Origin of the sequence: Micromonospora sp. GCM10011542, from assembly GCF_042650685.1 — a bacterium.
In the GTDB taxonomy this organism is placed as follows: Bacteria; Actinomycetota; Actinomycetes; order Mycobacteriales; family Micromonosporaceae; genus Micromonospora.
This window is the reverse complement of sequence record NZ_JBHSBO010000031.1, coordinates 1-24,048: the sequence shown is the minus strand read 5'-3', so window position 1 is coordinate 24,048 and position 24,048 is coordinate 1. Positions and strand designations below refer to the sequence as shown.

At 68.3% G+C, this 24,048-nt stretch carries 25 protein-coding genes and 2 pseudogenes; 12 read left to right on the top strand and 15 right to left on the bottom strand.

All coding sequences use genetic code 11. The annotated features are described in order from the left end of the window. Window positions 1–35 precede the first annotated feature (35 nt). The 3 genes from ACFOW4_RS10660 to ACFOW4_RS10650 all read right to left on the bottom strand — a co-directional run bounded on the left by ACFOW4_RS10660 (window position 36) and on the right by ACFOW4_RS10650 (window position 5,030). Complete coding sequence (locus ACFOW4_RS10660) at window positions 36–3,959, bottom strand: Pls/PosA family non-ribosomal peptide synthetase (protein WP_377526668.1); 3,924 nt, start codon at window positions 3,957–3,959, stop codon at window positions 36–38. 635 nt (window positions 3,960–4,594) lie between these two features. Continuing rightward, complete coding sequence (locus ACFOW4_RS10655; protein WP_377526667.1) at window positions 4,595–4,828, bottom strand: hypothetical protein; 234 nt, start codon at window positions 4,826–4,828, stop codon at window positions 4,595–4,597. 34 nt (window positions 4,829–4,862) lie between these two features. Next, the gene (locus tag ACFOW4_RS10650; RefSeq protein ID WP_377526665.1) at window positions 4,863–5,030 is read right to left on the bottom strand and encodes a hypothetical protein; all 168 of its coding nucleotides are present in this window, start codon (window positions 5,028–5,030) and stop codon (window positions 4,863–4,865) included. Window positions 5,031–5,148: 118 nt separating this feature from the next. Here ACFOW4_RS10650 and ACFOW4_RS10645 point away from each other — a divergent pair, with 118 nt between their 5' ends. Continuing rightward, on the top strand, window positions 5,149–5,334 hold the full coding sequence (locus ACFOW4_RS10645) for a hypothetical protein (protein WP_377526664.1): 186 nt from the start codon (window positions 5,149–5,151) through the stop codon (window positions 5,332–5,334). Continuing rightward, on the top strand, window positions 5,331–5,717 hold the full coding sequence (locus ACFOW4_RS10640; RefSeq protein ID WP_377526662.1) for a hypothetical protein: 387 nt from the start codon (window positions 5,331–5,333) through the stop codon (window positions 5,715–5,717). Before ACFOW4_RS10645 ends, ACFOW4_RS10640 begins: the two co-directional genes overlap by 4 nt. A 332-nt stretch (window positions 5,718–6,049) precedes the next feature. Here ACFOW4_RS10640 and ACFOW4_RS10635 read toward each other — a convergent pair whose 3' ends face one another. Beyond that, window positions 6,050–6,346: a hypothetical protein gene (locus ACFOW4_RS10635; RefSeq protein WP_377526661.1), complete on the bottom strand. Its 297-nt coding sequence runs from the start codon at window positions 6,344–6,346 to the stop codon at window positions 6,050–6,052. Window positions 6,347–6,406: 60 nt separating this feature from the next. After that, window positions 6,407–7,189 (bottom strand): ATP-grasp domain-containing protein, encoded by a 783-nt coding sequence (locus ACFOW4_RS10630; RefSeq protein WP_377526660.1) that lies wholly within the window; start codon window positions 7,187–7,189, stop codon window positions 6,407–6,409. A gap of 551 nt (window positions 7,190–7,740) precedes the next feature. Between ACFOW4_RS10630 and ACFOW4_RS10625 the strand changes: the two genes are divergently transcribed. Next, a complete protein-coding gene (locus ACFOW4_RS10625) occupies window positions 7,741–8,256 on the top strand; it encodes a YcxB family protein (RefSeq protein WP_377526659.1) in 516 nt (171 codons plus the stop codon). A gap of 201 nt (window positions 8,257–8,457) precedes the next feature. On the opposite strand, the gene ACFOW4_RS10620 is transcribed toward ACFOW4_RS10625, so the two are convergent. The 5 genes from ACFOW4_RS10620 to ACFOW4_RS10600 all read right to left on the bottom strand — a co-directional run bounded on the left by ACFOW4_RS10620 (window position 8,458) and on the right by ACFOW4_RS10600 (window position 13,621). After that, window positions 8,458–9,012 carry a hypothetical protein gene (locus tag ACFOW4_RS10620; protein WP_377526658.1) on the bottom strand — a complete coding sequence of 185 codons (555 nt, stop codon included), beginning with the start codon at window positions 9,010–9,012 and terminating at the stop codon, window positions 8,458–8,460. Window positions 9,013–9,703: 691 nt separating this feature from the next. Further along, window positions 9,704–11,260 (bottom strand): M28 family peptidase, encoded by a 1,557-nt coding sequence (locus ACFOW4_RS10615; RefSeq protein ID WP_377526655.1) that lies wholly within the window; start codon window positions 11,258–11,260, stop codon window positions 9,704–9,706. Between the two features lie 267 nt (window positions 11,261–11,527). After that, the gene (locus ACFOW4_RS10610) at window positions 11,528–11,770 is read right to left on the bottom strand and encodes an FAD-dependent monooxygenase (protein WP_377526654.1); all 243 of its coding nucleotides are present in this window, start codon (window positions 11,768–11,770) and stop codon (window positions 11,528–11,530) included. Between the two features lie 52 nt (window positions 11,771–11,822). Further along, entirely contained in the window at window positions 11,823–12,635 is an 813-nt protein-coding gene (locus tag ACFOW4_RS10605) for an ABC transporter permease (RefSeq protein WP_377526653.1), read from the bottom strand. Further along, complete coding sequence (locus ACFOW4_RS10600; RefSeq protein ID WP_377526651.1) at window positions 12,632–13,621, bottom strand: ATP-binding cassette domain-containing protein; 990 nt, start codon at window positions 13,619–13,621, stop codon at window positions 12,632–12,634. Before ACFOW4_RS10600 ends, ACFOW4_RS10605 begins: the two co-directional genes overlap by 4 nt. 84 nt (window positions 13,622–13,705) lie before the next feature. On the opposite strand from ACFOW4_RS10600, the gene ACFOW4_RS10595 reads away from it, so the two are divergent. From ACFOW4_RS10595 to ACFOW4_RS10565, 7 genes are all read left to right on the top strand, one after another. Next, entirely contained in the window at window positions 13,706–14,050 is a 345-nt protein-coding gene (locus tag ACFOW4_RS10595) for a PadR family transcriptional regulator (RefSeq protein WP_377526650.1), read from the top strand. Then, window positions 14,032–14,607, top strand: a complete 576-nt coding sequence (locus ACFOW4_RS10590; RefSeq protein ID WP_377526647.1) for a permease prefix domain 1-containing protein — start codon at window positions 14,032–14,034, stop codon at window positions 14,605–14,607. Before ACFOW4_RS10595 ends, ACFOW4_RS10590 begins: the two co-directional genes overlap by 19 nt. Window positions 14,608–14,649: 42 nt before the next feature. Continuing rightward, the gene (locus tag ACFOW4_RS10585) at window positions 14,650–15,585 is read left to right on the top strand and encodes an alkylmercury lyase family protein (RefSeq protein WP_377526646.1); all 936 of its coding nucleotides are present in this window, start codon (window positions 14,650–14,652) and stop codon (window positions 15,583–15,585) included. Window positions 15,586–15,859: 274 nt separating this feature from the next. Next, the gene (locus ACFOW4_RS10580; protein WP_377526643.1) at window positions 15,860–16,360 is read left to right on the top strand and encodes an inorganic diphosphatase; all 501 of its coding nucleotides are present in this window, start codon (window positions 15,860–15,862) and stop codon (window positions 16,358–16,360) included. Window positions 16,361–16,517: 157 nt separating this feature from the next. After that, window positions 16,518–17,036, top strand: a complete 519-nt coding sequence (locus tag ACFOW4_RS10575; protein WP_377526642.1) for a hypothetical protein — start codon at window positions 16,518–16,520, stop codon at window positions 17,034–17,036. 186 nt (window positions 17,037–17,222) lie between these two features. After that, window positions 17,223–18,578, top strand: a complete 1,356-nt coding sequence (locus ACFOW4_RS10570; protein ID WP_377526640.1) for a YncE family protein — start codon at window positions 17,223–17,225, stop codon at window positions 18,576–18,578. Continuing rightward, window positions 18,575–19,402: a hypothetical protein gene (locus ACFOW4_RS10565; protein ID WP_377526639.1), complete on the top strand. Its 828-nt coding sequence runs from the start codon at window positions 18,575–18,577 to the stop codon at window positions 19,400–19,402. Before ACFOW4_RS10570 ends, ACFOW4_RS10565 begins: the two co-directional genes overlap by 4 nt. 28 nt (window positions 19,403–19,430) lie before the next feature. On the opposite strand, the gene ACFOW4_RS10560 is transcribed toward ACFOW4_RS10565, so the two are convergent. Beyond that, complete coding sequence (locus tag ACFOW4_RS10560; protein ID WP_377526638.1) at window positions 19,431–19,739, bottom strand: IS3 family transposase; 309 nt, start codon at window positions 19,737–19,739, stop codon at window positions 19,431–19,433. A gap of 298 nt (window positions 19,740–20,037) precedes the next feature. On the opposite strand from ACFOW4_RS10560, the gene ACFOW4_RS10555 reads away from it, so the two are divergent. Continuing rightward, window positions 20,038–20,571, top strand: a complete 534-nt coding sequence (locus ACFOW4_RS10555; RefSeq protein WP_377526636.1) for a hypothetical protein — start codon at window positions 20,038–20,040, stop codon at window positions 20,569–20,571. 80 nt (window positions 20,572–20,651) lie between these two features. Here ACFOW4_RS10555 and ACFOW4_RS10550 read toward each other — a convergent pair whose 3' ends face one another. From ACFOW4_RS10550 to ACFOW4_RS10535, 4 genes and pseudogenes are all read right to left on the bottom strand, one after another. Beyond that, window positions 20,652–20,783: a hypothetical protein gene (locus tag ACFOW4_RS10550; RefSeq protein WP_377526635.1), complete on the bottom strand. Its 132-nt coding sequence runs from the start codon at window positions 20,781–20,783 to the stop codon at window positions 20,652–20,654. A 68-nt stretch (window positions 20,784–20,851) separates the two neighbouring features. Next, a pseudogene (locus ACFOW4_RS10545) lies at window positions 20,852–21,352 on the bottom strand (IS701 family transposase); the annotation flags it as partial. 46 nt (window positions 21,353–21,398) lie between these two features. Further along, window positions 21,399–22,404, bottom strand: a pseudogene (locus tag ACFOW4_RS10540) (IS3 family transposase). A 238-nt stretch (window positions 22,405–22,642) separates the two neighbouring features. Continuing rightward, window positions 22,643–23,284, bottom strand: coding sequence for an adenylate kinase family protein (locus ACFOW4_RS10535; RefSeq protein WP_377526633.1), 642 nt, complete (start codon window positions 23,282–23,284; stop codon window positions 22,643–22,645). 479 nt (window positions 23,285–23,763) lie between these two features. Between ACFOW4_RS10535 and ACFOW4_RS10530 the strand changes: the two genes are divergently transcribed. Beyond that, window positions 23,764–24,048, top strand: a complete 285-nt coding sequence (locus tag ACFOW4_RS10530) for a hypothetical protein (protein WP_377526632.1) — start codon at window positions 23,764–23,766, stop codon at window positions 24,046–24,048.

Here is a 24,048-nt window from a genome sequence, read left to right as displayed (position 1 = left end):
CAGACTCGTGGCGGCCACAGCAGTACGCAGCGGCGTCACGCCGCCCGTTGTTGGACGGGATCGCGGGTGAGCACCCCCTGGGCGGGAATGCCGCGCCATCGGGTCCCGGGGGTGAGGTGTTCGCCCTTCATGAGCAGGGAGAGCGAATCCAGGCTGACGCCGGCGCCGACGACGGCGTCGTAGAGCACAATCGCGCGAGTACCGATGGTGGCGCCCGCGCCGACGGTGACGACGGACATCTTCATCACTCGGTCCTCGAACAGGTGGGTCTGCAGCGACACCTCAGTGCCCACGGTCGCGTCGTTTCCGATCCGAACCAGATCGAACTCGGTGAGGTAGGTGGTCCCGATCCAGGTGCGTCTGCCGACGCGGACCCCGAACCAGCGCAGCACCGGCGGCAGAAACGGCGTGCCGACGAGTAGCCCGACGCCGACAGGGACCGCCGCAGCCTCGTAGAGGCCGGTCACGAACTCGGTACGGCGCACGAAGCCGCTCCACAGCGGTTCCACCCGAGGTCGGTAGGCGCCGATGATGTTGCGTTTGGTCGCCGCGCAGAACAGGATCACCGCGATGCTCGACGCGATCGCGACGAAGGGTGAGACCAGTGCCGGCACGAGCAGATCCCGGCCGTTGGCGAGCCAGGACAGCGCCAGGAGGTAGAGGTAGAAGCTGGCGCCGAGCACCGATGCGGGCAGGGTGGCACGAAAGAACTCGACGAACAGCCGATGGGCCACGACCGCGCGCCGCGGGCGGAAGGTCTGCTCCTCGGAGAAGGAGCCGCTGCTCTGGCGTACCGGCAGGTGCATCGCTGGTGATCCCAACCAGGAGGTGCCCTCCGGGACCTGCTTGTCGGGCGGCAGTGTGCCGACGCCGAGCAGGCAGCCGTTGCCCAACACCGTGCCGGCCGGTACGAATGCGGCGTTTCCGACGAACGCCCGACTGCCGATCGTGGTGGGCAGGAATGCCACGCGGCCATTGGCGAACGTCGCAGCGCCGAGGCTGGCCATGTCGGCCACGAAGCTCTCCGGTCCCAGGGTGAGCAGGTCGGGGTCCAGGTGCGCGGCGGTGGACACCTCGGCGCCGCGGCCCACCCGGGCACCGAGCAGTCGCAGCCAGGGCCCGGTGTAGAGCGTCGCGTAGAGCGAGTTGGTGAACGTCAGGCTGAACTCGAGGAGTTTGTCGGCGATCCACTTTCGGACGCCGAGCATCGAGTGCACCCGGTGGTGGACACCGACGGGTACCCGCGGCAGCACGAGGCGCTTGCCGATGGCGACCATCGCGCAGACGGTGAGCACGTACACGACACCGGCGGGGATGGTCGCGACGAGCCCGGCTACCAGCCCCTGGGTCAGCAGTACCCACCAGACCAGTGCCACGCTGGGCAGGACCATCGCGATCGCCCCGAGTTCCAGGCCGATCAGGCCGACCAGCGCCGCGGCGACGTGGTGCAGGCGCCAGCCGCGCCGCAGCCGTCGATAGCTGATCATTGCCTCAATGGTGGTGCTCAACCGGCGGGTCGCCGTCGGCGGAGAACCCGACCAGCGCGCTCCGGGCGGCACCGCCTCCCCACCGACCAGGACGGACTGTTCGCCAACGGCGGCGAACGCGCCGACCGAGGCGCCCGGCTCAAGAACCCCGTTCGCGCCGACGAAGGCGCCCTCCCCGATGGTGATCGGCCCGACGACGACCCAACCGTCCTCCGCCCGCCACGGTCGCAGCGACACGCCGTACCCGATGGAGGCCTCCGGACCGATGGAAAGCAGGGTCGGAAGGCTGATCGCGCTGGTCGCGATCGTGGTCCGACGGCCGATCCGGGCACCGAGCAGCCGCAGGTAGGTCGCCATCAGCGGAGACCCGCTGAGCACCGACATCGGTCCCACCGCCAGCAGCGTGTTCAGCGCCCAGAGGCGGACGTAGGTCAGTCCCCACAGTCGGTAACGACCGGGTCGGATGCCGGCGGCCAGCGGCCGGGCCAGCAGCACCGGCAGCACCCACCGCACACCGAGGTAGCTCAGCAGGATCGCGACCAACAATTCCGCGAGGACACGAACTGAAACAAAGCCGTCGTTGCGGGTGTAGACGTAGGAGACCGGCAGCGTGACGGCCAGCAACAGCAGGTAGATCACCGCTGCCTGGCCGAACCCGGCGAATGCGATCCGACGGCTGCTGTGCCGCAGCGGGGCCAGGCGGGGCGCAGCGCTCGGTCCGACCCGCCCTGCGGTGCCAAGGTGAGCGGCCATGCCGCGCACCGTGGGGTGGGCGTAAAGGTCGCGGACCGCGGGGCTGGCGCCGACCTCGCGGGCGCGCAGCAGGGACACCACCCGCGCCGCGAGCAGCGAATGTCCACCGAGGTCGGTGAAGAAGTCCGCCTCGACCGAAAGCCCCTCAGGCTCGATGCCGAACGCCTCGGCCCAGGCCGCCCGCACCTGCTCCTCCAGAACGCTCTCGGCGTCCACGAGCGGGCCGGTGGCGCGGGTCAGCCGACACCTCGGCGCGGGCAGCCGCTTGCGGTCGACCTTTCCGCTGGGCATGGTCGGCAGCGTGGTGACGACGTCGAGGAAGGCGGGCACCATGTAGCCGGGAAGCCGGGTCTGCAGGCTCTGGCAAAGCCGATCGACCAACTGCTCCGAGCGCTCCTGCGCGCCGTCGTGTGCTACGACGTAGGCGGCCAGCTCCCGAGGAGCGTCCGGGCCGTCGGCGACGGCGACGAGCGCCGCGACTGCCTCGGCTACGTCCTCGTCCTCGAGCAGCACGCTCTCGATCTCGCCGAGGTCCACCCGGTGCCCGCGGATCTTGACCTCGGAGTCCGCCCGGCCGAGGTACTCGATCTCGCCGTCCTCGGTGAGCCGGCCCAGGTCCCCCGTGCGGTACAGGCGACTGCCGGGCGGCGCCAACGGGTGCTCGATGAACCGGTCGGCGGTCAGTTGGGGGCGTCCGACGTACCCGCGCGCCACCCCCGGTCCGCCGATGCAGATCTCGCCGATGTCTCCGTCGGCCACCGGCTGGCGCTGCTCGTCGAGCAGCACCACCGAGTACGTCGGCAGGGGTCGACCGATGGTGACGATCCGCCCGGGGAGCAGCTCAGCCCAGGTCGCGGTGACCGTGGCCTCGGTCGGCCCGTAGGTGTTGAGGATCCGCCGGCCGGGCCGGCTCCACCGCTCGACCAGCTGACCCGGGCACGCCTCGCCGCCGACGAGCAGATTTCGGATCCGAGGCAGATCGCGGGGAATGGTGGCCAGCAGGGTCGGCACGCAGTAGAAGACGGTGACGCGGGCCTCGTCCAGGAAGTCCGCCAGTTCCGCCCCGAGGCGGCGGGAGTCTGTCGGCCCGGCCACCAGCGTCGCGCCGACCGACCAGGTCGGCCAGATCTCCTCGATCGCGAAGTCGAACGCGATCGTCATGCCCTGGTACACCCGGTCGCTCGGGCGCACGTCGTACAAGCGGGGCACCACGTCCAGGAAATTGCAGATGCTCGACTGCGCGACCTCGACACCCTTGGGGCGGCCGCTGGATCCGGAGGTGTAGATCACGTAGGCGCTGGGGTCCGGCACTCCGTCACGGTCGAGGTCCGGTCGGTCGCTCGGCGCCGCGGCGAGTTCGACGACGCTCTCGTCGATGACGACAGCGCGCTGGTCACCGACCCGGGCGGCGAGTGCCGCGCAGGTCAGCACCAGGTCGACGTCGGAGTCCTCGGCGATGTAGGCCACCCGGTCGGCGGGGGACTCGGGGTCGATCGGCACGAAGGCCGCCCCGGCCTTGCCCACGCCGAGCAACGCCACGTACGTGTCGACCGAACGCTGCAGCAGGATGGCCACCCGCGCGCCACCCACGACGCCGAAGGAACGCAGGTGGTGGGCCAGCCGGTTCGCGCGCTCGTCGAGCTCCCGGTAGGTCAGCCGCTCGTCGCCGCACTCGAGTGCAATGGCAGAGGGATCTCTGTCGCAGGCGGACTCGAACACGTGGTGCAGACGCCGAGTTCTCGTGACGTAACCCTCGTCGCCTGGCCCGCCCGTCGAATCAGCGACCGGCGCACCGATGACGATGCCCGTCTCCGCATCCGCCTCTGCACCGCGCTCCCATCGCACGGGTGCTGCGGACACGCTGATGTACCCGACCTGCTCCACGGAAACGCAACCTCCTGCGCCGACCAAGCTCGAACCACCTGTGCCATGCGGGCAAGCGCGTTCGACCCCGGTCGGTCATCCAGAAGGTGACGCCGACGGGTCGGACGAGCGAAGATCACAGCAGTGGCTGAAACGCCTACGAATGCCGCAATACCGACAAGGCTTCACGAAGCTAGCAGAGGTCCCTGACCGGCATGATGCAAAAGGCCAACGCGGAACCGAATTTCGCTAATTGAGCCCGCACTCAGTCGACTGACAGGACAGTCGAATGACTGATCCGGCAGTCAGACAGCAACCAATCGGCCAGACCCTCCTCGTCTGAAAGGGGTAGGTCCCGCCGGAGGATTGCGCACCGAGCAACCGGATCTTGTTGAACATTTGGGTCTGGACGAACATCGTCGGCCTCGGTCGCAGGGGCCTGGAGGCCAGCGTCAGCGAGGTCATTCTCGGCTCCGATGGCGCGCTGTACGTCAGCGGTTGCGGGTTGGCAAGATCCAGGTCGTCGTTGCCGTCGCGGGCCACGGCAGTTGGATAACCACCAACACGAGCCGATCTCCGTAGAGGGGTAGAAGTGCCAGGTAGGCCATCTGCAGGGTGATCAGGACGGTTACGAAACGCTCGTTGACTATCCGCTCGGCCGTGACGCCCGCCAGTACCTGCAGGCAGTGAACCTCGCTAACGCAGCTCAACATCGCCATGATCATCAAATGATGATGTGCGCCAGTTGCGCCACCGATCTCAATCGATGCCGGGCATTCGCGAGAACCCCTCCGGCCGAAGGCGGAGCCCGCGCCGGCCTTCGGTCTCGAACCGGCGGCCCAGGGTGTTCTGCTCGACGGCGACGGCCAAGGCGAAGACCGGAGTCGCGGCAGCGGCGGTGGCAGCGAACCGCTCGGTGAACGCCATGACGCAGAGTGTCCGACGCCCTCACCTGCCCCACCAGCACCGGCAGTCATGCATTGCGCTGGCTGCGGCGACCGCGTTGCTGGTGACTCCCGCCCCTACCAGGAGGTATCCTGCGGTCATGGCCGACAGCAGCCCCGACACCGGCGCCCGCGGCGAGGACGTCCTCGCCGCCGCCGGCATCGTCGTCTCCGACGAGGGGAAGGCCCGCGCCCGCCGCCGCCTTGACGAGGCCCAGGCCCGGTGGACGCCGGACCTCGACGCGGCCGCGCGTGCACAGCTCGGCCTGCCGGCCCGCGCCGCGTGACCGAACCGGCCGTCCGGGTCGTCCTCGACACCTCCGCGATCATCGCCTTCGCACGAGGGTCGATCGACGTCGGTGAGGTGATCGCCGAGGTCGCCGACGAAGAGAACTGCGTGTTCGGGTTGCCCGTGCTGTGCGTGGCCGAAGCCGCCAGGGTCCTCGTCGATAAGGACCGCCTCCAGCTGCTCGTCAACCACCCGATCGCCGAGATCCTCTCACCGCCGCCGGACAGCTGGGAGGCCCTCGCGGTCACCCTCGATACGGTCGGCCGGGTCGACGCCGCCACCGCGGTGCTCGCCGCGATCGACCTGGCCTGCAGCGTGCTCACCGGCCAGCCCGGCCTGTACGGCGGGATCGCCGGCGGCGGCCCGGTCATTCCCCTCTGACACGCCAAGGAAGAGGCGCCCGCATCCGGGTCGGCGTGCGGGCGCTTCGCCGTAGGCTGGCCGCGTGTCGTGGCGACTGAACGAACCCGAGCCGTTTCGGCAGGCTGGCTGGTGGGCGCGGGTGCGGTTGTGGTTGGCGCGGATCAGAGCGCGATGACCACCGGGCGGGCTGGACCTACCCGCCCGCCCGGCCGGTCAGCGTAGGACCTCAACCCCGTCGTCCGACGGGTCGAACAGGCGGTTGATCGGCTCGATGAGGTTGCCGACCTCGGTGGCAAACTCCATCATCGACGGCCAGTCACGCCTCGTGGGTAGCAGGGGCCGGTGGGCCATCATTGGATCCGGTTCAGGATTTGGTGCAGGTCCACCAGTGCGACCGCCGTCCTGCGAACAACCTTCAGCGCCTCCTCTAGGTCCACGGTTGCGTGCTTTAGCGCGTCCCCCAGCTCGTGCAGGCAGCACACGCAATCCTGCGTCGCGTTGACGGTTCGGCGCTTGCCCATTGCAGCGGGAAACGCGGCACTGGGCGGACCGTCCGGTGCCCGGGCACGGTCGGATTGCGGCGTCAGCAAGTCGTCAGCAAGAGATCCGGCGTCGGTCGCCTCTGGCCGGCCCTTGAAGGTAGCCACACCGCACGTGGTGGCATCGGATGGCATCGGTTGACCCGTGGCGGCAGCCGAGATTGACGTTCACACCGAAGAGCTCTGAGGGGCAAGGACGGGTGGCTGAGACCGTCGGATGAACTGGCGGTCCCGGGCGTTGACTGAGGCTGCGGGGCCGGCCGCGAGGAGGACGACGTCGAGCACCATGTCCGGATCCGCGACGTAGGCGCCGCTGGCCCAGGCGGCATTTGCCTCGATCACGGCCCAGCGCCCGTCGATGGTGCCTACGTCTACGACGATGGCGCTGGGCAGCGTGTGTCCGAATCCGGCGAGCAGGTCGGTGCCGAAGGCCAGTGCGTCGGTCGACGGGGGGCCGAGGCGCAGCTGGCTGTGCTCGGCGTACTGACTGCCTGCGCAGACGGCACCGTCGAGCAGGTGTAACCGGTATTCGGCGGTGAAGTCGACGATGTCGCTGACGAGCACCGGAGTCCGCCGGTCGATCGCGTCGGGCCCCGGTAGGCGGGAGCCGTCGGTGTAGATCATGGCCGGGATGCTCTTGTCGTTTGGTGACTTGATGAAGGCCGGGCGACGGAGCTCGTATGCTTCGCTGATCGTGACCAGGGTGACCTCGCGGCGCGTAAGTTCCCGGGGGAGTCTGGTCAGCCAGTCGGGCCCAGCCTCCAGTGGCGCGATCCCGAGCAGCGGTGCGACGGCGTCGGCGAAGCTGGGCCCTGCATGGAGGTGATCAGCGTGCGTGCCGGCGGGTACTTCGAAGGTGGGTAGCTGGATGGTGCGGAGCCCGCGTCGGTGAGCAGCGTCGCGCAGTCTTTGGGCCGAGGCTGTCAGGCGCGGCGGTAGGACGAGGGTCACGGTCGATGATCCTGCCCCATTAGATCGCGCCGTCACACCCGGTTATGAGGTGTACGAGCCGCCGGATAGTGGGTGACGAACTGGGGGATAACCGGTACGGAAACCGTCGGACGCGGTGGTGACCGCTGAACAAAGAGCAGCGGGTGTCCTCTTCGATCCGCTCGTCCGCAGGATGCCGCGTAGCAGCGCCTGTAGCAACGATGACGGACGACGGCGCACGATCACGTGCTCCTAGCGAGTCGGACGGGGACTGGCCGGCCTGGGATGGACCCGGTCCGAAGGCTGCCCAGAACTTACAAACGAGGGGTCGAGACTTTCGCGATGGCAGCCAGGCTGGCGGTCAAGGTGAGTGTCTAACTGAGTGACTACGGGTGCGAACACGGCCGCACAACCACGGACGTCGGCGCACCGATCACGCAGGTCAGAGGCTCAGCAACGCCAGCTCAACGAAGCGGAATCGTTGCCGGGGGTCAAGTGCGCCATGTCTTGTCGGGTTCGTGCGCGCTTACGCGCGGATTGACGAGGTCTTGGGATCTTGACACACTGCGCCGGTGCAACAGCAGCCGCTGAATACCGTTGAGGTTACGGTTCAGTCCAACCGGCGGGACTTTCGTCGAACGCTGTGCGCCATCTACCAGCGCAAGATCGCCTGGTTGCGTGTGGCCGGGGCAGTCGCGGCGCTGGCCGGCGTACTTGCACTCTGCTCCGAACTCCCGGTCGTTGCGGGTATCTGTTGCATCGGGGTCGTAACCGCTTGGACCTACAGATGGTGGCGCGTCGAGCTGGAGGTTCGTAGGCTGCCGCCTTCGACCTACGGTCCAACCACCTTCCGCATCTCGGAAGACGGCGTAGAGATGGAGACGGCGGCGTCCCGCCGCCTCGTTCGGTGGGTTGCGATATACGACGTGGTGGTCACGCCTCACGCGTTCTTCTTTCCAGCGCCCGGGCACCTCGGTATCGTCCTCCACCGTCGAACTTTGAGTGAGTCAGATACCAGCGCGGTCGAGGCTGCGATCCGTCGCCACCGCGAAGCTAGAGCAGCCAGAAGGCAGCGAACGCGCCAATAGCCGATGGCGAGGGACGACACGGAACGGGCGGCCGGGTGCTACGACGAGCACCAGTTGACACGAGCTGACACCTGTTGATGCCAGCGCACGGCGTTCACACCGAAGTAGCCGCCACTCCCGATACCTACCCGCAGCCACACGGGCGACCAACGGCATTGGCAGGCGGGATGGCCGACGGCCGCGGCGACCACACGCGCGGCTTTAGGCCGAAGCTTCCGGCGGTGGAGGGAGCGTCTGCAAGCTTTGGCGGAAGCCCGGTTCCGGCCATGTGGTCCGGTTCAATAGAAGGACGAAGTCCGGCAACGCGTTCGGTGATGGATCTCCAGCCGGTGTCCGTGAGCCCTGCTCGCTCTCCCAGTCGATGAGGTTGACGGTCACCGAGTAACGGCCGGCGGGTGCCGCCACGTGGAGGACCTCTTCGTCCGCGTCCGCTGACACGTCTTCCAGCCCGCTCAGGTACAGCACTCCGGCTGACGTGATGAGGTAGGGATCCGATGTGACGACCAGTCGCGCCCGCTCGCGCTCTGTCAGGTTTGCGGTCTGGTCGGAGTCGCCGACACGGACCACGAACTGGAAGGCTGAATCCCCCAGGTTGATCGGCACGAGCATGCCGGCCAGGACGTGCTGGAGGATGTCCTCGTCTTCGAGCAACGAGTCTTCCCATGAGTCGTAGTCGACGACAGAGGCGAAGCGCTCGGGGTTCCAGAGCACCTGCATGCCAGCATCAGTCGCTACGGGTCCCGCTACCTCGAACATTCCTTCTCCCTGCACGTCCCCCCGGTCGCCGGGCCGTCGAAGCGGTGGCGGCCGGCGACGACGAACGCCGACGGCCTTGACCAGCTCACGCGGTTGCCGTGCCTGAGATCTGTTCCTGACATCAACCGCCGCAGACACGGGCGAACGCCAGCGCACCGCAAAGAGGCGCAACGCGGACGGCACGGACGTGGGTGGACGCTACGGGTCTTGCCGAAACCGCCTTACAGGCGAGGGGCCACGAGCCGGCAGCGAGCGCGGACGTTGACGGGGTCGACCAGATGGGCACTCAGGACGATCCCGCAGGCATGATCTTGCAGGCGCATGACGAGATCGCGCTCGTGTACGGCACTCCGGCCCAACAGGCCAACCCGCCGTCAAGCGACGCATTCCCCACTGGGCTGTAAGTTCGCAAGCCGACCGGCCACCGGCAATGTTGACGTTGCCGTTCCGGTGCAGGCAGCGCGGGCCGGAGTGGGAGCGAGTCGGTGGGTAGGCGTGCGACGCCTGAGTGGCCCCGGCGCCTTCCGGAGCGGGTCAAGACCATCCAGAATCTGCTGCTGACATCCACGGCAGCAGGCGGACGCCCTCAGGTCCAAACCCGAGCGCGGCGCCGAAGGGCGGAGTGGCTCCGTCGGGGATAGAGGCGAGCCCGGGTCAGTGACACTGCAGACTGGCCCGGGCTCGCCGGTGCTTACTGAAGAGCGTTGCCGTGGGCGTCCTCGCTGCTGCCCGCGCCGTGGGACTTACCGGGCGATCGCGGCATCCCGTTCACGATGGAGGTGTCGTACGCGAACGTGATCAACGCGGTGGCGATGGCGTCGGCGTTGACGTCGAGCGCGTACGTATTGACGTTGCCATAGAGGTCGTACTCCGCCTCCAGTTGCGCGTAGAGGGCGGCGTTACCGCCGTCCGCGACCGGGTCCAGGCTGTCACACGGCTCGTGGTAGCACGGGTCGTATTGCGCGCCCTGCACCCCGCCGTACTTGGCCACGTCCTCGGCGGTCTTGAGCACCTCGGCGCCGGTGAACAGACCACCCGCCGGGATGCCGACGGCGATGAACGGGCCGTAGTCGGACCGGCCGGTGAAGTCGGCCGCGTTGGTGGGCAGCCCGCGGCTGGCAAAGAACCCCTCGAACACGTCCTCGACCTGAGCGGAGCCGGCCGGGCCGGGGCCGGAGCCGGACTGCGCGGAGTCGTCGCCGTCGTAGACGCCGAACACGTAGTTGGGCGAGCCGACCATGTCGAAGTTGAGGTAAAGGCCGATGTCCTCGACCTGCTCGTCTTCCAGGCTGTTGACGTAGAAGGTCGACCCCACCAGGTTGGCCTCCTCGGCGCCCCACCACGCGAACCGGAGCCGGTTGTTGGGCTTGACCTTCGCCATCTGCAGCGCGACCTCGAGGAGGGCGGCGCTGCCGCTGCCGTTGTCGTTGATGCCCGCCGTGTCCGGTTCGGAGTCCAGGTGCGCCCCAGCCATCACCACGTTGTCGCCGCGACCCGTGGTGCTCTCCGCGATGACGTTCTCGGTCGAACGAACCTCGGAGGTCGTGTTGGCGGTGATCCTTACGGTCAGGCCAGGCGTGGCGGCGAACTGCGCGCCGAGGAAATACGACACCGACACCGCCGGGATGCCCACCGGCGCGCCGAGCGTGCCGGCGAACAACGCGTACCGGTCCGCGTTGGTGACCGGGTCGCCGTCACCCTGGTTCATCAAAATCGCGCCAATCGCCCCGGCGGCCTCGGCATTGGACACCTTCTGCCCGAACGGACAGCCCCCGCGCTGCAGGAGCGCGATCTTTCCGGCCACGGCCGCCGAGAAGTCCGTCGTCTCACAGCCCGACGTGGAGGCCCGCGGCGGGGTGAGGGCGAGGTCGACCGGTACGACGAGACCCGTGACGTCCCCAGCTCCTGAGAAGTCCATCAGGTCGTAGTCGGTGCCGGCCACGTACGCGGTCGCCGGAGGCGGGGAGATCCGGGCGAAACTCGACCCGAACTCCTCAAAGAAGTTGAAGTCGAACGGCTGCCGGGTCACGCGGTAGCCCGCGTCCTCCAGCAGCCCGGCCACGTAACCAGCGCTCGCGTCGTACCCCGGCAGGCCGGACCCGCGGTTGCCGCCGTTGTCGTCGGCGATTGCCTGGAACGCGTCGAGGTGGCGGAGCACCCCCTGCAGCGTCACCGCCTTGGTGAGCTTCTTCGCCGAGTTGTTGGTGGGATCAGCCCGCGCCGGGTTGACCAGCGTCAGCGACCCCACCAAAGTCGCGACCGCCGTCGCAGCCAGCGCCCGTCTGAGTTTTGGAGACACCACGATGTGCCCTCTCCCTACCGCTGCGGCGTCCGGCCCCCACACCCCCGCACCGGACGAACCTCGACGGTCGCATAGACAACCGATGATCAGAACCGTCGTTCGGCCGGAGCATGACGCCAAGCGGAAGCCTCCGCAGGCCGAGGCGGATACACGGACCGATCAACGGGCCGATTGGGAGCGATCGTCGGGCCAGCCGGCTGGGCATGCCGGCTCTCACCCCATTCGCGAGATCGTCGACCTGGACTCGGCGCGGTTGTCCAAGTTGACAGGTTTGACGCTCTCTCGACGACGACGCTCGAGGGCCTCCAGGGTTCGCGGCTGGATAGCCACGGCCCGGGACTCGTGAACCTGGTCGGGGCCGCGGTCGACGAGGCGTGGCCCGACACCGAAGGAGGCCAGTGAAGCGGCGTGGGTCAGCCCGGTGGGTTCGGCGCCGACCACGAGCACCTCTCTCATGCGGTCCGTCGTGATCTGCCTCGTGTGGTTGGCTGCCGCGCCGGCTGGGTGTTCATGTGGCGGTGGTGCGGCGGTAGCGGAAGACAGCTGCGGGTATGGCCGCGGCGAGCAGCCCGCCGATCCAGAGCAGGGCTTGCCACACGTGGGTGGTGGTTGGGCCGCCCAGGCACAGCGCCCGCAGCGCGTCGACGGTGACGGTGATCGGGTTGACGTTGGCGAAGGCTTGTAGCCAGCCGGGGAAGGTGGCCACCGGGACGAACGTGGAGCTGGTGAAGATCAGCGGGATGACGGCCAAGAGTCCGCCGATACCGGCCGACTCGGGGTCGCGGACGAGCATTCCGAGCAGGGCGAAGATCCACGAGAAGGCTATCCCGACCGCGAGGGCGAGCCCGATCGCGGCCAGCGCGGCGGCTGGCCCGGCGTGGAACCGGAATCCGATCCCGTAGCCGACGCCGGTCATCAGGGCGAGGACGAACAGGTTGCGGGTGGCGTCTGCGGCGACGCGGCCGGCCAGGACGGCGGAGCGGGCCATCGGCAGTGCCCGGAACCGGTCGATCATGCCGGTGGTCAGATCGTCGGCGAGGGCGACGCCGGTCTGGGAGGCGCCGAACGCGATGGCGAGGACCCAGATGCCGGGCAGCGCGTAGTCGATGTAGCGGGTGACGCCGGGCGGGTGGATGGCGCCGCCCCAGGAGTAGGTGAACAACAGGACGAACAGCACCGGCTGGACGGTGGCGAACGCGATCAGCGTCGGTACCCGCACCAGTCGGTGCAGGTTGCGATTGGTGACCGTGGCAATGTTCGACAGCAGCCAGCCCGGCCCACTGGTTTGCACCACACTGCCCGGCGTGATGCTCGCGATCATCGGACTCTCTCAGCCGTAGTGGTGTCTGCTACCGCACGTGCGGTCGTGGGCTTCCCGGTGAGGGCGAGGAACACGTCGTCGAGGGTGGGCCGGCGCAGGGCGAGGTCCGAGATCCGCAGTCCACCCGTGGCGAGGCGAGAGGCGACCTCCGGCAGGATGCCCGGCCCGTCGGCGACCGGAACGACGACGCGGCCGGTTTCGACGTCCACGGTGGGTGGCGCCGAGCCCAGGCTGGCCATCGCCGCAGCGAGCGGGTGCGGGTTGGTGCCAGGGAGTACCTGCAGTTCGAGGCGGTCACCGCCAACCTGGGTCTTCAGTTCGTCGGCGCTGCCGCTGGCGATGACCCGGCCATGGTTGAGGACCACGATGGTGTCGGCGAGCCGGTCGGCCTCCTCCAGGTACTGGGTGGTCAAGACGATGCTGGTGCCCTGCGTGGTCAGCTCACCGAGCAGTCGCCACAGCCCGAGGCGCCCGCGCGGGTCCAGACCGGTGGTGGGCTCGTCCAGGAACAGCACGGCAGGCGCGGCGACCAGGCTCGCGGCCACGTCGAGGCGGCGGCGCATTCCGCCCGAGTAGGTCCGGGCGGTGCGGCCGGCCGCGTCGGAGAGGTCGAACAGTTCCAGGAGGTGATCGGCTCGATGACGGGCCGCCGCCCGGCGCAGCCCGGACAGCCGACTTATCATCCGCAGGTTCTCCCCACCGGTCAGGTAGGGGTCCACGGCGGCGTACTGGCCGGACAGGCCGATGACTCGTCGCACCGCGTCGGCCTGACGTACGACGTCCAATCCCATCACCCTGGCCCGCCCGGCGTCCGGGGGCAGCAGCGTGGTCAGGATCCGCACCGCAGTGGTTTTGCCCGCTCCGTTCGGGCCGAGCAGTCCGAGCACCCCGCCGGTCGGCACCTGCAGGTCCACACCGGCCAGGGCGGGCACCTCACCGAACCGTTTGACCAGACCCTGCGCCTCGACCGCCGGCCGTTCAGCCATCTGGACCACCCCGCCAATAGCTAGGATTACTACCTATGGGCCGGACAGTAGCATAACTACCTATGCAGGGGATAGGCTCCGCTCATGAAGGTGGGTGCGCAGGAGCTCAAGGGCCATCTGGACGTGCTGCTCCTCGCCGCGTTGGAGGACGGCCCGCGGCACGGGTACGCGGTCAAGGAAGCCCTGCGGGAAGGCAGCGGCGGCCGGTTCGACCTGCCCACCGGCACCATCTACCCGGCCCTGCACCGCCTGGAAACCGCCGGTCTGATCGCCGGGTCCTGGTCGAGCATGGACGGCCGGCGCCGACGCACCTACCAGCTCACCCCGGCCGGCGAGCGGCGGCTGCACGCCGACCGCAACAACTGGCGCGAGTTCGCCACCGCCATCACCACACTGCTGGGGAGCAAGCCGTGGCCAGCCACCAGCTGATCGACGCCCACCTCGGCGTCCTGGCCCGCCGCCTGCCCGCCGACGCGGTCGACGAACTCGCCGACGGGCTCACCGAGACCTGGCACCACCACCTCGCCGCCGGGCTGCCGCCGGCGGACGCGGCCCGCGCCGCAATCGCCGAATTCGGCAGCGTCGACCAGATCACCGACGCGTTCGTCGTGCACTCCCCGAGCCGACGGACCGCCCGGATGCTGCTGGCCACCGGCCCCCTCGTCGGTGCCTGCTGGGGCACCTCCCTCGTCGCCGCCCACGTCTGGAGCTGGCCAGTTCCCGCTCCGGCTGCAGCCGTGTTCGGGCTCACGCTGGTGGCCGTCGTCGCCGCGTTGATCACTGCGGCGACCAGCCGGCGTAGCTATCGGCGCGCTCGCCTGGGGGACGCCGGCGGTCTCGGCCTTGTCGCCCTGGACGTGGCGATGGTGGCCGCCGTTCTGCTTGTCGCCCCGACCCTGGTGTGGCCCATGCTCGTGGCGATTCCGGTCAGCCTGGCCCGCATCGGCCTGACCCTGCAATCCCTGCCCCGAGCACGCGCACACTGACCGACCTGGTCCCCAGTCAGATACGGGGTTCACACTGGTGGGGTGATCGTCGAACTTCGCTCAGTGCCGGACTGCCCCAATCTCGCCCCGGTCAGGGAGGCGCTGTACACGTCGTTGGCCGCCCTCGGGCTTCCAGCCAACGTGACCGAGGTGGTGGGGGACTATCCGTCGCCCTCGGTGCTGGTCAACAACGTGGATGTGATGGGCGGGGTTGTTGACGACGGGGCGGCGTGCCGGCTCGACCTCCCGACCGCCGAGCACCTTCGGACAGCCCTGCAACAGGCTATGACGTCGGAACCATTGGCGGACCCGGCTGGGGCGGGCCTGCAAGCGGTGGATTACTGCGCCCAGCCGGGCAACGCTATCCGGGTCGACCGGCCCCGCCGCGCGGCGCAGCTGCCGGATGGTTTGCGTCAGGTGTATCGGGCGGTCCTGCGCCATTTCGCCGCCACCGGGACCGCCCCCAGCCATACCGAGATCAGCTCGGCCGCCGACGCGGTCGGCCTCGATGCGGCAGCCGCCCTACGGCAACTTAGTGCCGTGGATCTGCTCGCTGTCGACGACGGCGGGCGGCTGATCGCCGCCTACCCGTTCTCCCCGGTGCCGACACCGCATACGGTGTCGCTCGGTGACGTCGACGTGTTCGCGATGTGCGCCATCGACGCGCTGGGCATGCCGTTCATGCTCGACACCGACGCGCTCATCACCTCCGCAGACCCGCACACCGGCAAACCCATCCAGGTCACCGTCGCCGAAGGCGCCGCCACCTACCAGCCGCCGGAAGCGGTGGTCGTGTACGCGGCGAGCCGTGCGGCCGGCCGCTCGGTAGACACCTGCTGCTCCACCATCAACTTCTTCACCTCAGCCGAAAACGCCCAGGCGTGGATCACCGCCCATCCCACCCGCACCGCCATCGTCCTCGACCAGGACCAGGCCATCACGCTGGGCCGCGAACTCTTCGAGCCCCTGCTCGTCTAAGAGTCGCTGGATACGGCAGCCAATAGGACACCTTTTGTCCCAGTCCTGTAGACCGACTTGCAGGCCCCAAGTTCGATCTTGCAGGAAGTCTTGCGACAAGTGATCTCGGCGATCCCTCAACGCAACAGCGCCGAGCCGCCGAACCAGCCGTTACAGCTGCCGGCCCGTGTCGTTGTCGATGTTTGACCCTCGGCCGGCAGCGCGATCGCCGTGTTCTCACCGACCAGGCCGATAGCCGGGCACCAACTGAAGGTCCGAAGAGCGGAGCAATCGCATGGAGTTCGACGTCACCATCGAGATCCCCAAGGGAAAACGCAACAAGTACGAGATGGATCGCCAGACTGGTCGGATCCGGCTGGACCGCACCCTTTTCACCGCTACCCAGTACCCGGCCGACTACGGATTCATCGAAGACACCCTCGGCGAAGACACCGACCCCCTCGACGCGCTGGTACTGGTACAGGAACCGACCTTTCCCGGCTGCCTCATCCGATGCCGGGCCATCGGCATGTTCCGCATGCGGGACGAGAAGGGGCCCGACCCGAAGGTGCTGTGCGTGCCCACGGCTGACCCCCGCCTTGCGTACCTCGGCGACATCACGGATCTGGAACACTTCCACAAGCTGGAGATCCAACACTTCTTCGAGGTGTACAAGGCCTTGGAGCCGGGCAAAAGCGTCGACATCGAACGCGAGATCTGGGCCGGCCGGACCGAAGCTGAGGCGGAGATCAGACGCTCACAGGAACGCGGCCGGCAGCCGACCTCTGCCAAATGACCACGCCAGGGCCGAGCTCTCGGAGCCGTCGTCCGCCTACTCCGTCCGGCCGGGCGTTTGGTCGCGCCGTTCAGGTATGCCGTACGCGTGGCGGAGTAGGCTGAGGAAAGCGTTTGCTCCAGACCCCGGCGGCGTACTGAGCGTGCCGGGACGAATCGTGAGCAGCATCGATTCGACCATCGCCCAAGTGCGGCCAGGGGCGCAGCGCCGTCGCGGCAGCGATCATGCCGAAGTGTTGACCCGGGTGCAGGCATGCCTGCTCGACCGGCGCCCGACCTACTACACGATCAAGATCACAATCAACGGCGCGTTGGTTGTCGCCGGCTGGGACGGTCTTTGTGCTGCTGAAGGACTCGTGGTGGCAACTGGGTTGGGGCCCGCACCCTCACCTGACCATCGCTCGCCGGACCACCATGGCGCAGGCCCGCCTGCAACCCGCTACCTGGCGGTCGCATGCCAGGCAGACAGTTCTCGCGGTGTCGGGTCTGCAGCAGCTGCCGGGGTCGGCCAGCTCCTCGACGAGCAGGGCCCGGTGGCGACAGCGCAGGACATCGCCGGCTGGCTGGGTCGCTGCGAGGTCCGCTGGCAGGAGACCGACAACCCGGAGGGTACGAAGGAGGCCCTGGTCCTGGCCCTCAATCCCCGCTTCAACCGGCAGGTGCCGAAGCCGCGCTGATGAAATCCGCGGAGCTGGCAGGCGGCCGAGGCGGTGCGGAGGCTCGTGCGCCCCATCGTCCACCGCGGGTGGACGGGACTTAGATCAAGAGCGGGGCGGGCGGTGGGGTACAGCGCCAGTGGCGAGCCCGGTACTAGGATCTCGCCCGGCCGTCGGTACCGCGGCTGGCCGAGACGGGGAGGTGTCATGCGGCGTCGTCAACTGCTGGCGTCCGGGGTAACCGCGGCCATCGGGCTCAGTGCCGGGGAGCTACTGAGAGCAGCGCCGGCCGCCGCCGCGGCGGCCCCGCTGAGAAGCGTCGGCGTTCAGCTGCCGGTGGACGACCTGCGGGCGATCGAGCTCGACGAGGCGCGCGGCCGCCTCTACCTCGCCCAGGGGGTCGGTGGCGGACTGCCGCTGGTGGTGACCGACCTCGACGGCCGGCTGCTGTCCCGGATCACCGCCGTCGCTGACATCTCCGACCTCGTCCTCAGCGACGACGGACGCATCCTGTACGTGGCCCAGGGCTTCAACCGGATCATCGCGTTGGACGCCGCCACGCTCACCATCATCGCAAGCTACCCCGCACCCCCCGGCGCCCACCTGTACACGGTCGAACCGAGCGGCGAGAAGGTCATCGGCGGGTTCATCGACGCCGGCATTGGCTCCGGCGGTCTGCTGATTTGGTCCGCGCCCGGCACCCCGCCGGTGGTCTACACCGGGGGCCCCAACTACCACCCGATCATTGACGCCAGCCCTGGCGCGCCCGGCCTCCTCGTCGCCGGCGACACCGGGTATTCGCCCGCCACCACGTACGTCATCGACGTCTCCGGCGACAGCCCGACGATCGTCGCCCGGCGCGACAACACCGGCAGCAACCTCATCGACTACGCCGTGAGCCCCGACGGCACCGAGGTGGTGGAGACGGTCGGCTACCCGTACGAACATCACTCGTACCGGCTGCCGGATCTCGCCGACGCCACCGTCTATCCCAGCGGCGTCTATCCGCAGGACGCCGCCTGGTCCGGGGACAGCTCCACCGTCGCCATCGGCCGCGCCTCGACCGGCACCGGTGACGCCGACGTCTACCTCTACGCCAAGGGCAGCACGGTCCCGACGTACGCCGTCGACTTCCGCAACGGCGACAGCCTCTGGGAGGGCACGCTGCTGGTCAACCGGGACGGCACCCGGGCCTGGGCGGTCAGCTCGACCGACCCCTACCAGGAAACGCAGCTGCTGCACTCCTTCGGGCCGGCGCACCCGCCGAAGCCGCCGATCACCGACCTGGCCGTCACCGCCCAGGTCGGGACCGGCAAGGACAAGCAGACCGCGCAGCTCACCGTGACCTGGAGCTCCCCCATCGGTGACGACAACTACTGGTGGATCACCGCGTCGACCAACGGCGGGGCCGAGCGGGAGTTCTGGCGCAGCAAGCTGGACGCCAGCGGCAAATACACCCTCACCTACTCGCTGCCACGCGGCACCACCACCTTCACGGTCCGGTACCGCGACTACTGGCAGTTCTACCCGGACGGCTACGCAACCGCGACGCTGCAGCGATGAGCGCACCCGTCCAGCGGCGCCGTCCGCTCCTCCGCTACGGCGTACTGGCGCCGCTGCTGCTCGCCACGGGCGCTGCCGGCTGCGGCGAATCCGGTGCTGCCGGAGCCGTCTGGGCCACCCCGGGGCCTACCGTCGTGGCGACGGCGCCCACCGTCGTGGCGACGGCGCCCACCGCGGCGGCGACGACGAGTGCCGCCACGGCGGTGACCCCCACGCCCAGCAACCTGCCCGCGAGCGCCTCCCCAACGCCCAAGCCGCGCACGTCGGCGACAGCGCGGGTCGGCTCGGCCGCCGCCCCGGCCCCCGCCGGTAGGGCCACCCCGGCCCCGGAATTCCCCCGCGGCTACACCCTGCTGTCGCAGACCTGCACCCTTCAGGCCGGCAATCAAGTGTACGTCTCGCTCAGCGGCAAGACGAAGGGAAACTTCCGCTTCTGCACCCAGCGGCTACGCAAGAACGACACAGGCGCCTACCACCTCAACCCGTACGTCTTCGTCGAGCCCTTCTACGACGACGGCCGATGGACCCCGGACTCGCGTGAGCCGCTGAGCTTGACCATCACCTGCCGGGTCAGCCACGCCGGCGAACAGGACTACTCCCTCACCGCCACCTCACCGAGCGGGAACGGGCCCGGGCACACCGCGTCCTGCGGCCGGCTGGTCCCGCACGCGGTCACCCCGACGACGGGCAGCGACGCTTACACGATCCGATTCAGCGGGTACACCTCGGGCGGTTACTACGGGGTGCTCGCCTTCGACACCGAGGTGCACTTCCCGGGCGCCGGCAAGCCGACCCCGGAGCAGCGGGTGACCGTACCGGACTGACGCGCACGTACCACCATTACGCCCCTAACTACGCCGACACCGAGTTCTCTACTCGTGCCCGGCAGATCATGGGCCTCGACAACGGGCCCGCGGCGGAAGTGCTCAACGAACCCCATCCGCAGCAGTCGTCAGCGACGGGCTCGTAGGTGTCGGGGCTGACGTTACCCAGACGGCTGTGCCGTCGGCGAGGGTTGTAGAAGCCTTCGATGTAGGAGAAGACTTCCACTCCCAGCTCGTGCCGGCTTGGCCATGCATGGGTGTAGACCAGCTCGGTCTTGAGGGTGGCGAAGAACGTCTCGGCGAGGGCGTTGTCGTAGCAGTCGGCGACTGAGCTCATCGAGGCGAGGACGCCGCAGAAGCGCAGGGCGCGGCCGAACTCGAACGACGTGTACTGGGTCGATCCGAGTGATGAATGACCTGATCGCGGGCGGGCCGACGGTGCTGGATGGCCATGCCGACCGCGTCGAGGATCAGCGCCAACGCCTTGACACAGAGAGGTGCCGTTAGATCCAAGACCCCGTTGCAGACGAAACGTCTTGTCACGGCCGGAATAGATGCTCAGGTTGACCCGGCGGGGCATCGCGCCGGTCGGCGCGTGCGGTGCGGGAGGAGGACGGCGCAGATACGCTCCGGACGTGATGCGGTACCTCGTGGGAGGACTCGCGGTGGCGAGTATGGCCATCGCGGTTCTGTTCGACTACGTGAGGTTGGCTGGGAGAATTTGGCGGGGAGACACCTCCCGAATGCCGCTGATGGATTTCGGGTGGGTCGTCGCCGTGAAACCACGTACCTACCCGAGCGCTCTGCTGTGCGTCGGCGCGATGACCGGGAGCTTCGCCTTGGGTGGCATTGGCATCGCATTGACGCTTGGAGGAATCACGAGCGCTAGATGGCCAGGGCACATTTTGGCTGTTGGTGTGGTGATGCTGCTGACCAATGTGGTGCTCGTGCCATTGAACTGGTTTGTCGAGGCCACGGGTCGGCCAAAGTTCCTGGTGCCACCGCCGCACCGGGGCCAACCAGGCAGTTTCGCGGCGGCTCGGAGGCGTCGCCAGCGCAGGCGGGCAGGGCTACCGCAGACCGGCCATCTGGCCGAGAGCATCCAGGTGCGGCCGGAACGCGGCGATGACGGCAAGCCGTCCCTGACGGAGGATAAGAAAGAGCCCTAAGTGAGCCATTCTCATCGTGGATGGCGTGCGTTTCGGCGCTTGGAGGGCGAGGATCGTCCCAAAGGTGTTGAGGGCGATTCTCACCGCGTCGGGGTCGCCTGACGCCAGGCCGCGGCGAGCTTGATCGGCGTCTCCGGATACGCCGGACCGTGGGCGTGCTCCAGACCCGACCAGTCGGTGTCTCCAAGGATTCGGCGCGCCGCGTCGGTCACCGGCAGATCGTTTCACAAGTTGAGATGCAGTGCGGGCGCGCACCCTCGTACCCAGCCGGGGGTTGTAATCATGGCTCGGTGAGGGCTAGTCGGGCGTAGTGGCTAATCATGGCGTGTGCTTGGTGGCGGCGTCGGCGGATGGACCAGAGGAACGGGTCGCTGTGACGGCGGGTGGGCTAGATGATCAGGATGTTGAACAGGTGGCGTAGTTCGTTGACGGTCAGCGGGATCAGCCCGGCCGGGTGGTGACGGCGGCGGTGGCTGGCGGTCGCGGCGAGGAAGGCGTGGGCAAGGATCACCAGGGTGGTCCAGCGGTGCCAGGACGTCCAGCGGCGGTTCTGGTGCTGGTCCAGGCCGAGGCCGGTCTTCGCAGCTTGGAACGATTCTTCGATCTTCCAGCGGCGACCAGTCACCGTGATCAGACGATTCAGCGGCACGGGTTCGGGCGACCAGCAGCGGTAGTAGGCCAGCAGGCCGGTGGTGCGATGGCGGCGGATCAGCAGCCAGTGATGCCCGCCGTGGCTGTCGGCGGCGTGCGGCAGTGCGGTGAACGACCAGTCGTAGACTCGGCCGCTCGTTAGCAGCGGTTGAACCGCCCCGGGTTCTGTGGAGACCTCAGCTGTTGGCTCCAACCACCTCGCGGGGCTGGGGTTGAGCGTAGAACATCGATTCGTATTCGGTGGGTGGGATGTGTCCGATGGCGGAGTGCAGACGCTGGTTGTTGTACCAGTCGACCCACTCCGCGGTGGCCAGTTCGACCTGGGCGAGGCTGCGCCACGGACCTTGGGGCTTGATCAGCTCAGTCTTGTAGAGGCCGATGGTGGACTCCATCAACGCGTTGTCCAGGGCATCGCCGACGCTGCCGATCGAGGTGTCGATACCGGCATCGAGCAGGTGAGTGGTGAACCGGAACGACGGGTACTGCCCGCATCGCTGTGATGCACGAGGCCCGCCCCGACCGGCTGCCCGGCGCGATCACGGCGCCACAGCCCCATGTCCAGGGCGGCCAGGACCAGCCGGGTTCGTTTGTTCGTCGCCGCGGACCAACCCACGATCGCCCTGGAGTAGACGTCGACGACGAACGCCACGTAAACCACGCCGGACCAGGCGGCCACATGGGTGAAGTCCGCGACCCAGCACCGATTCGGCCGGGCGGCGGTGAAGTCCCGGTTGAGCAAGTCGCCGGCCCGTTCATGTCCAGGATCAGCGGTGGTGGTGCGGATCTTCTTGCCCCGCACGACGCCGGTCAGGCCGGCGTCACACATCAACCGCTCGACCGTGCCACCGGGCCGTCGGATGCCCCTGGCGGCGCACGGTCGAGCTCGGCCGCGAAGAAAGCCGACGCGGCCTTCAAGATCTCATTCGCCCGCCGCAACTCGGCGTTCTCCCGCCGCAGCCGCCTCAACTCCGCCGACTCATCCGACGTCACCCCCGACCGCTGCCCGTCATCGACCTGCGCCTGACGGACCCACTTCCGCAACGTCTCGGCCGTGCCGATCCCCAGCCGGCCCGCCACCGCCGTGATCGCCGCCCAGTCCGACTCGTAGTTCGGCCGCACCTCCGCGACCATCCGCACCGCCCGATCACGCAACTCCTGCGGATACGGCTTCGTCCCTGCCATCTCTCGATCCTTCCCAAGCGGGGAAGTCTCTACAAGATCCGGGGCGGTTCACTGACGCGTCGCGTGCAAGTTCTGGGCGCCTTGCCCGCCCGGGTCCGTCTCCGTCTGCGTCCTCGGGGAGCTGTCCGTCGCTCGCTGGCCACGGCCTCCCGAGTCCGTTCTCGTTGCTGTCACCGATGCTGTCGGCACCAGTCGCCCGGACGGGTGTTCGCCGGCTCGGTTGGACCCACTTGTGTGCTCAACTCCGCTCAAGTCGACTGGTCAGCTCGGTCACGATCTCTTCTGTTGGGCGGGTGGCGTCGACGCTGATCAAAAGACCCGCGGCGCGGTAATGGGCCAGGACGGGGGCACTGTGCTTGTGGTAGACGCTCAATTGATGGGCGACGGCGGCAGGGGCGTCGTCGTCACGATGGAACAACTTGCTACCGCACCGGTCGCAGACACCTTCGACGAGCGTCGGTAACGACTTGATGTGCCAGATCTTCCCGCAGCCCCGGCACGTGCGGCGTCCAGTCAAACGCCGCGTTGCCTCGGCATCGGCCAGGACAAGCTCGACCGCTTGAATCCCCAACGTCTCCATCGACCGCATCACCGCCAGCGTTGGGAACTCCGTCCAGTACACGAAGCCGTCGACCGCGTCGGGTTCGCCAAGCCGGCGCTGCACGATCGCGGCGATGAGCTCGGGCGGTGGCAGCTGCTCGGCGTTCATGAACCGACGCAGATCGTCGCCGAGCTCCGATCCCGCCCGCACCGCTGACTGAATCGCGTCCCGAATGGAGATCGAGGGAAGCCCGAGCCGGGCGGCGAGATGATCGGCCACCTCAGCCGTGTCCGCACCAGGTGACCCAATCAAGACCAGCCTGGTCTCCGCCAATGCCACGACTCGATCCTATTCCGCTGGAATCGATGGCACTCGGCCCACTGACCCCACACTGCCGGGCCTGAGCGTGCAGGACTCGGTCGTCCACTACGACCTCGAGTCCACCGTCTGCGGCTGCGGTGTGCAGGGGCGTCACCAGCAAGTGTCGACCCACAGCACGCATCGTGCCATCGGGCGGCCGGAAACCAGAGAGGCGAACCGTCCCTCAGGGACAGCCTCGCCCCACCATCGACCCAGGCACCAGAACCTATCGATCTCGACCTGGCGTCAAGCATCCTCCGACGCCGTTCCGTCAACCATCAGGCGAGACCAGGCATCGCGGCAGCCGGCCTTTCCGACTCCGTTGATGCGTTACGTGGGGGCTTCACTTGACGCGTTACACGGGCCTTGAGCAGGCCGGACACGGCCTGTGTGGCTGGCGCCCCCAGCGCTGGCGGGCTGCCTGCATGCATGGCAAAGGGATGAGGCAGAATCTGAACGTGTTCAAAAACGAGTCGGCCGGCACCTGGTTGCTGATCGGGTTGGTCGGATCGGTGCTGCTTCGTGGAGCCCTGTGGGTGCTCACGATCTTGAACCTCGGGCCACTCCTTGGACCGGTCCACTTGCTGCTCATCTCGGCAGTCGGCCACACCGTCGGCACGGGGATCTGGCTCGGGGACATCGTCGCGTCGTTCCTGTTCGCCATTGCGACCGGCGTTGCCTGGGCGGATTCAACTGGTCGTCGCAACACCTTGATCACGGAGGTTTGCGATGGGACGCGGTAA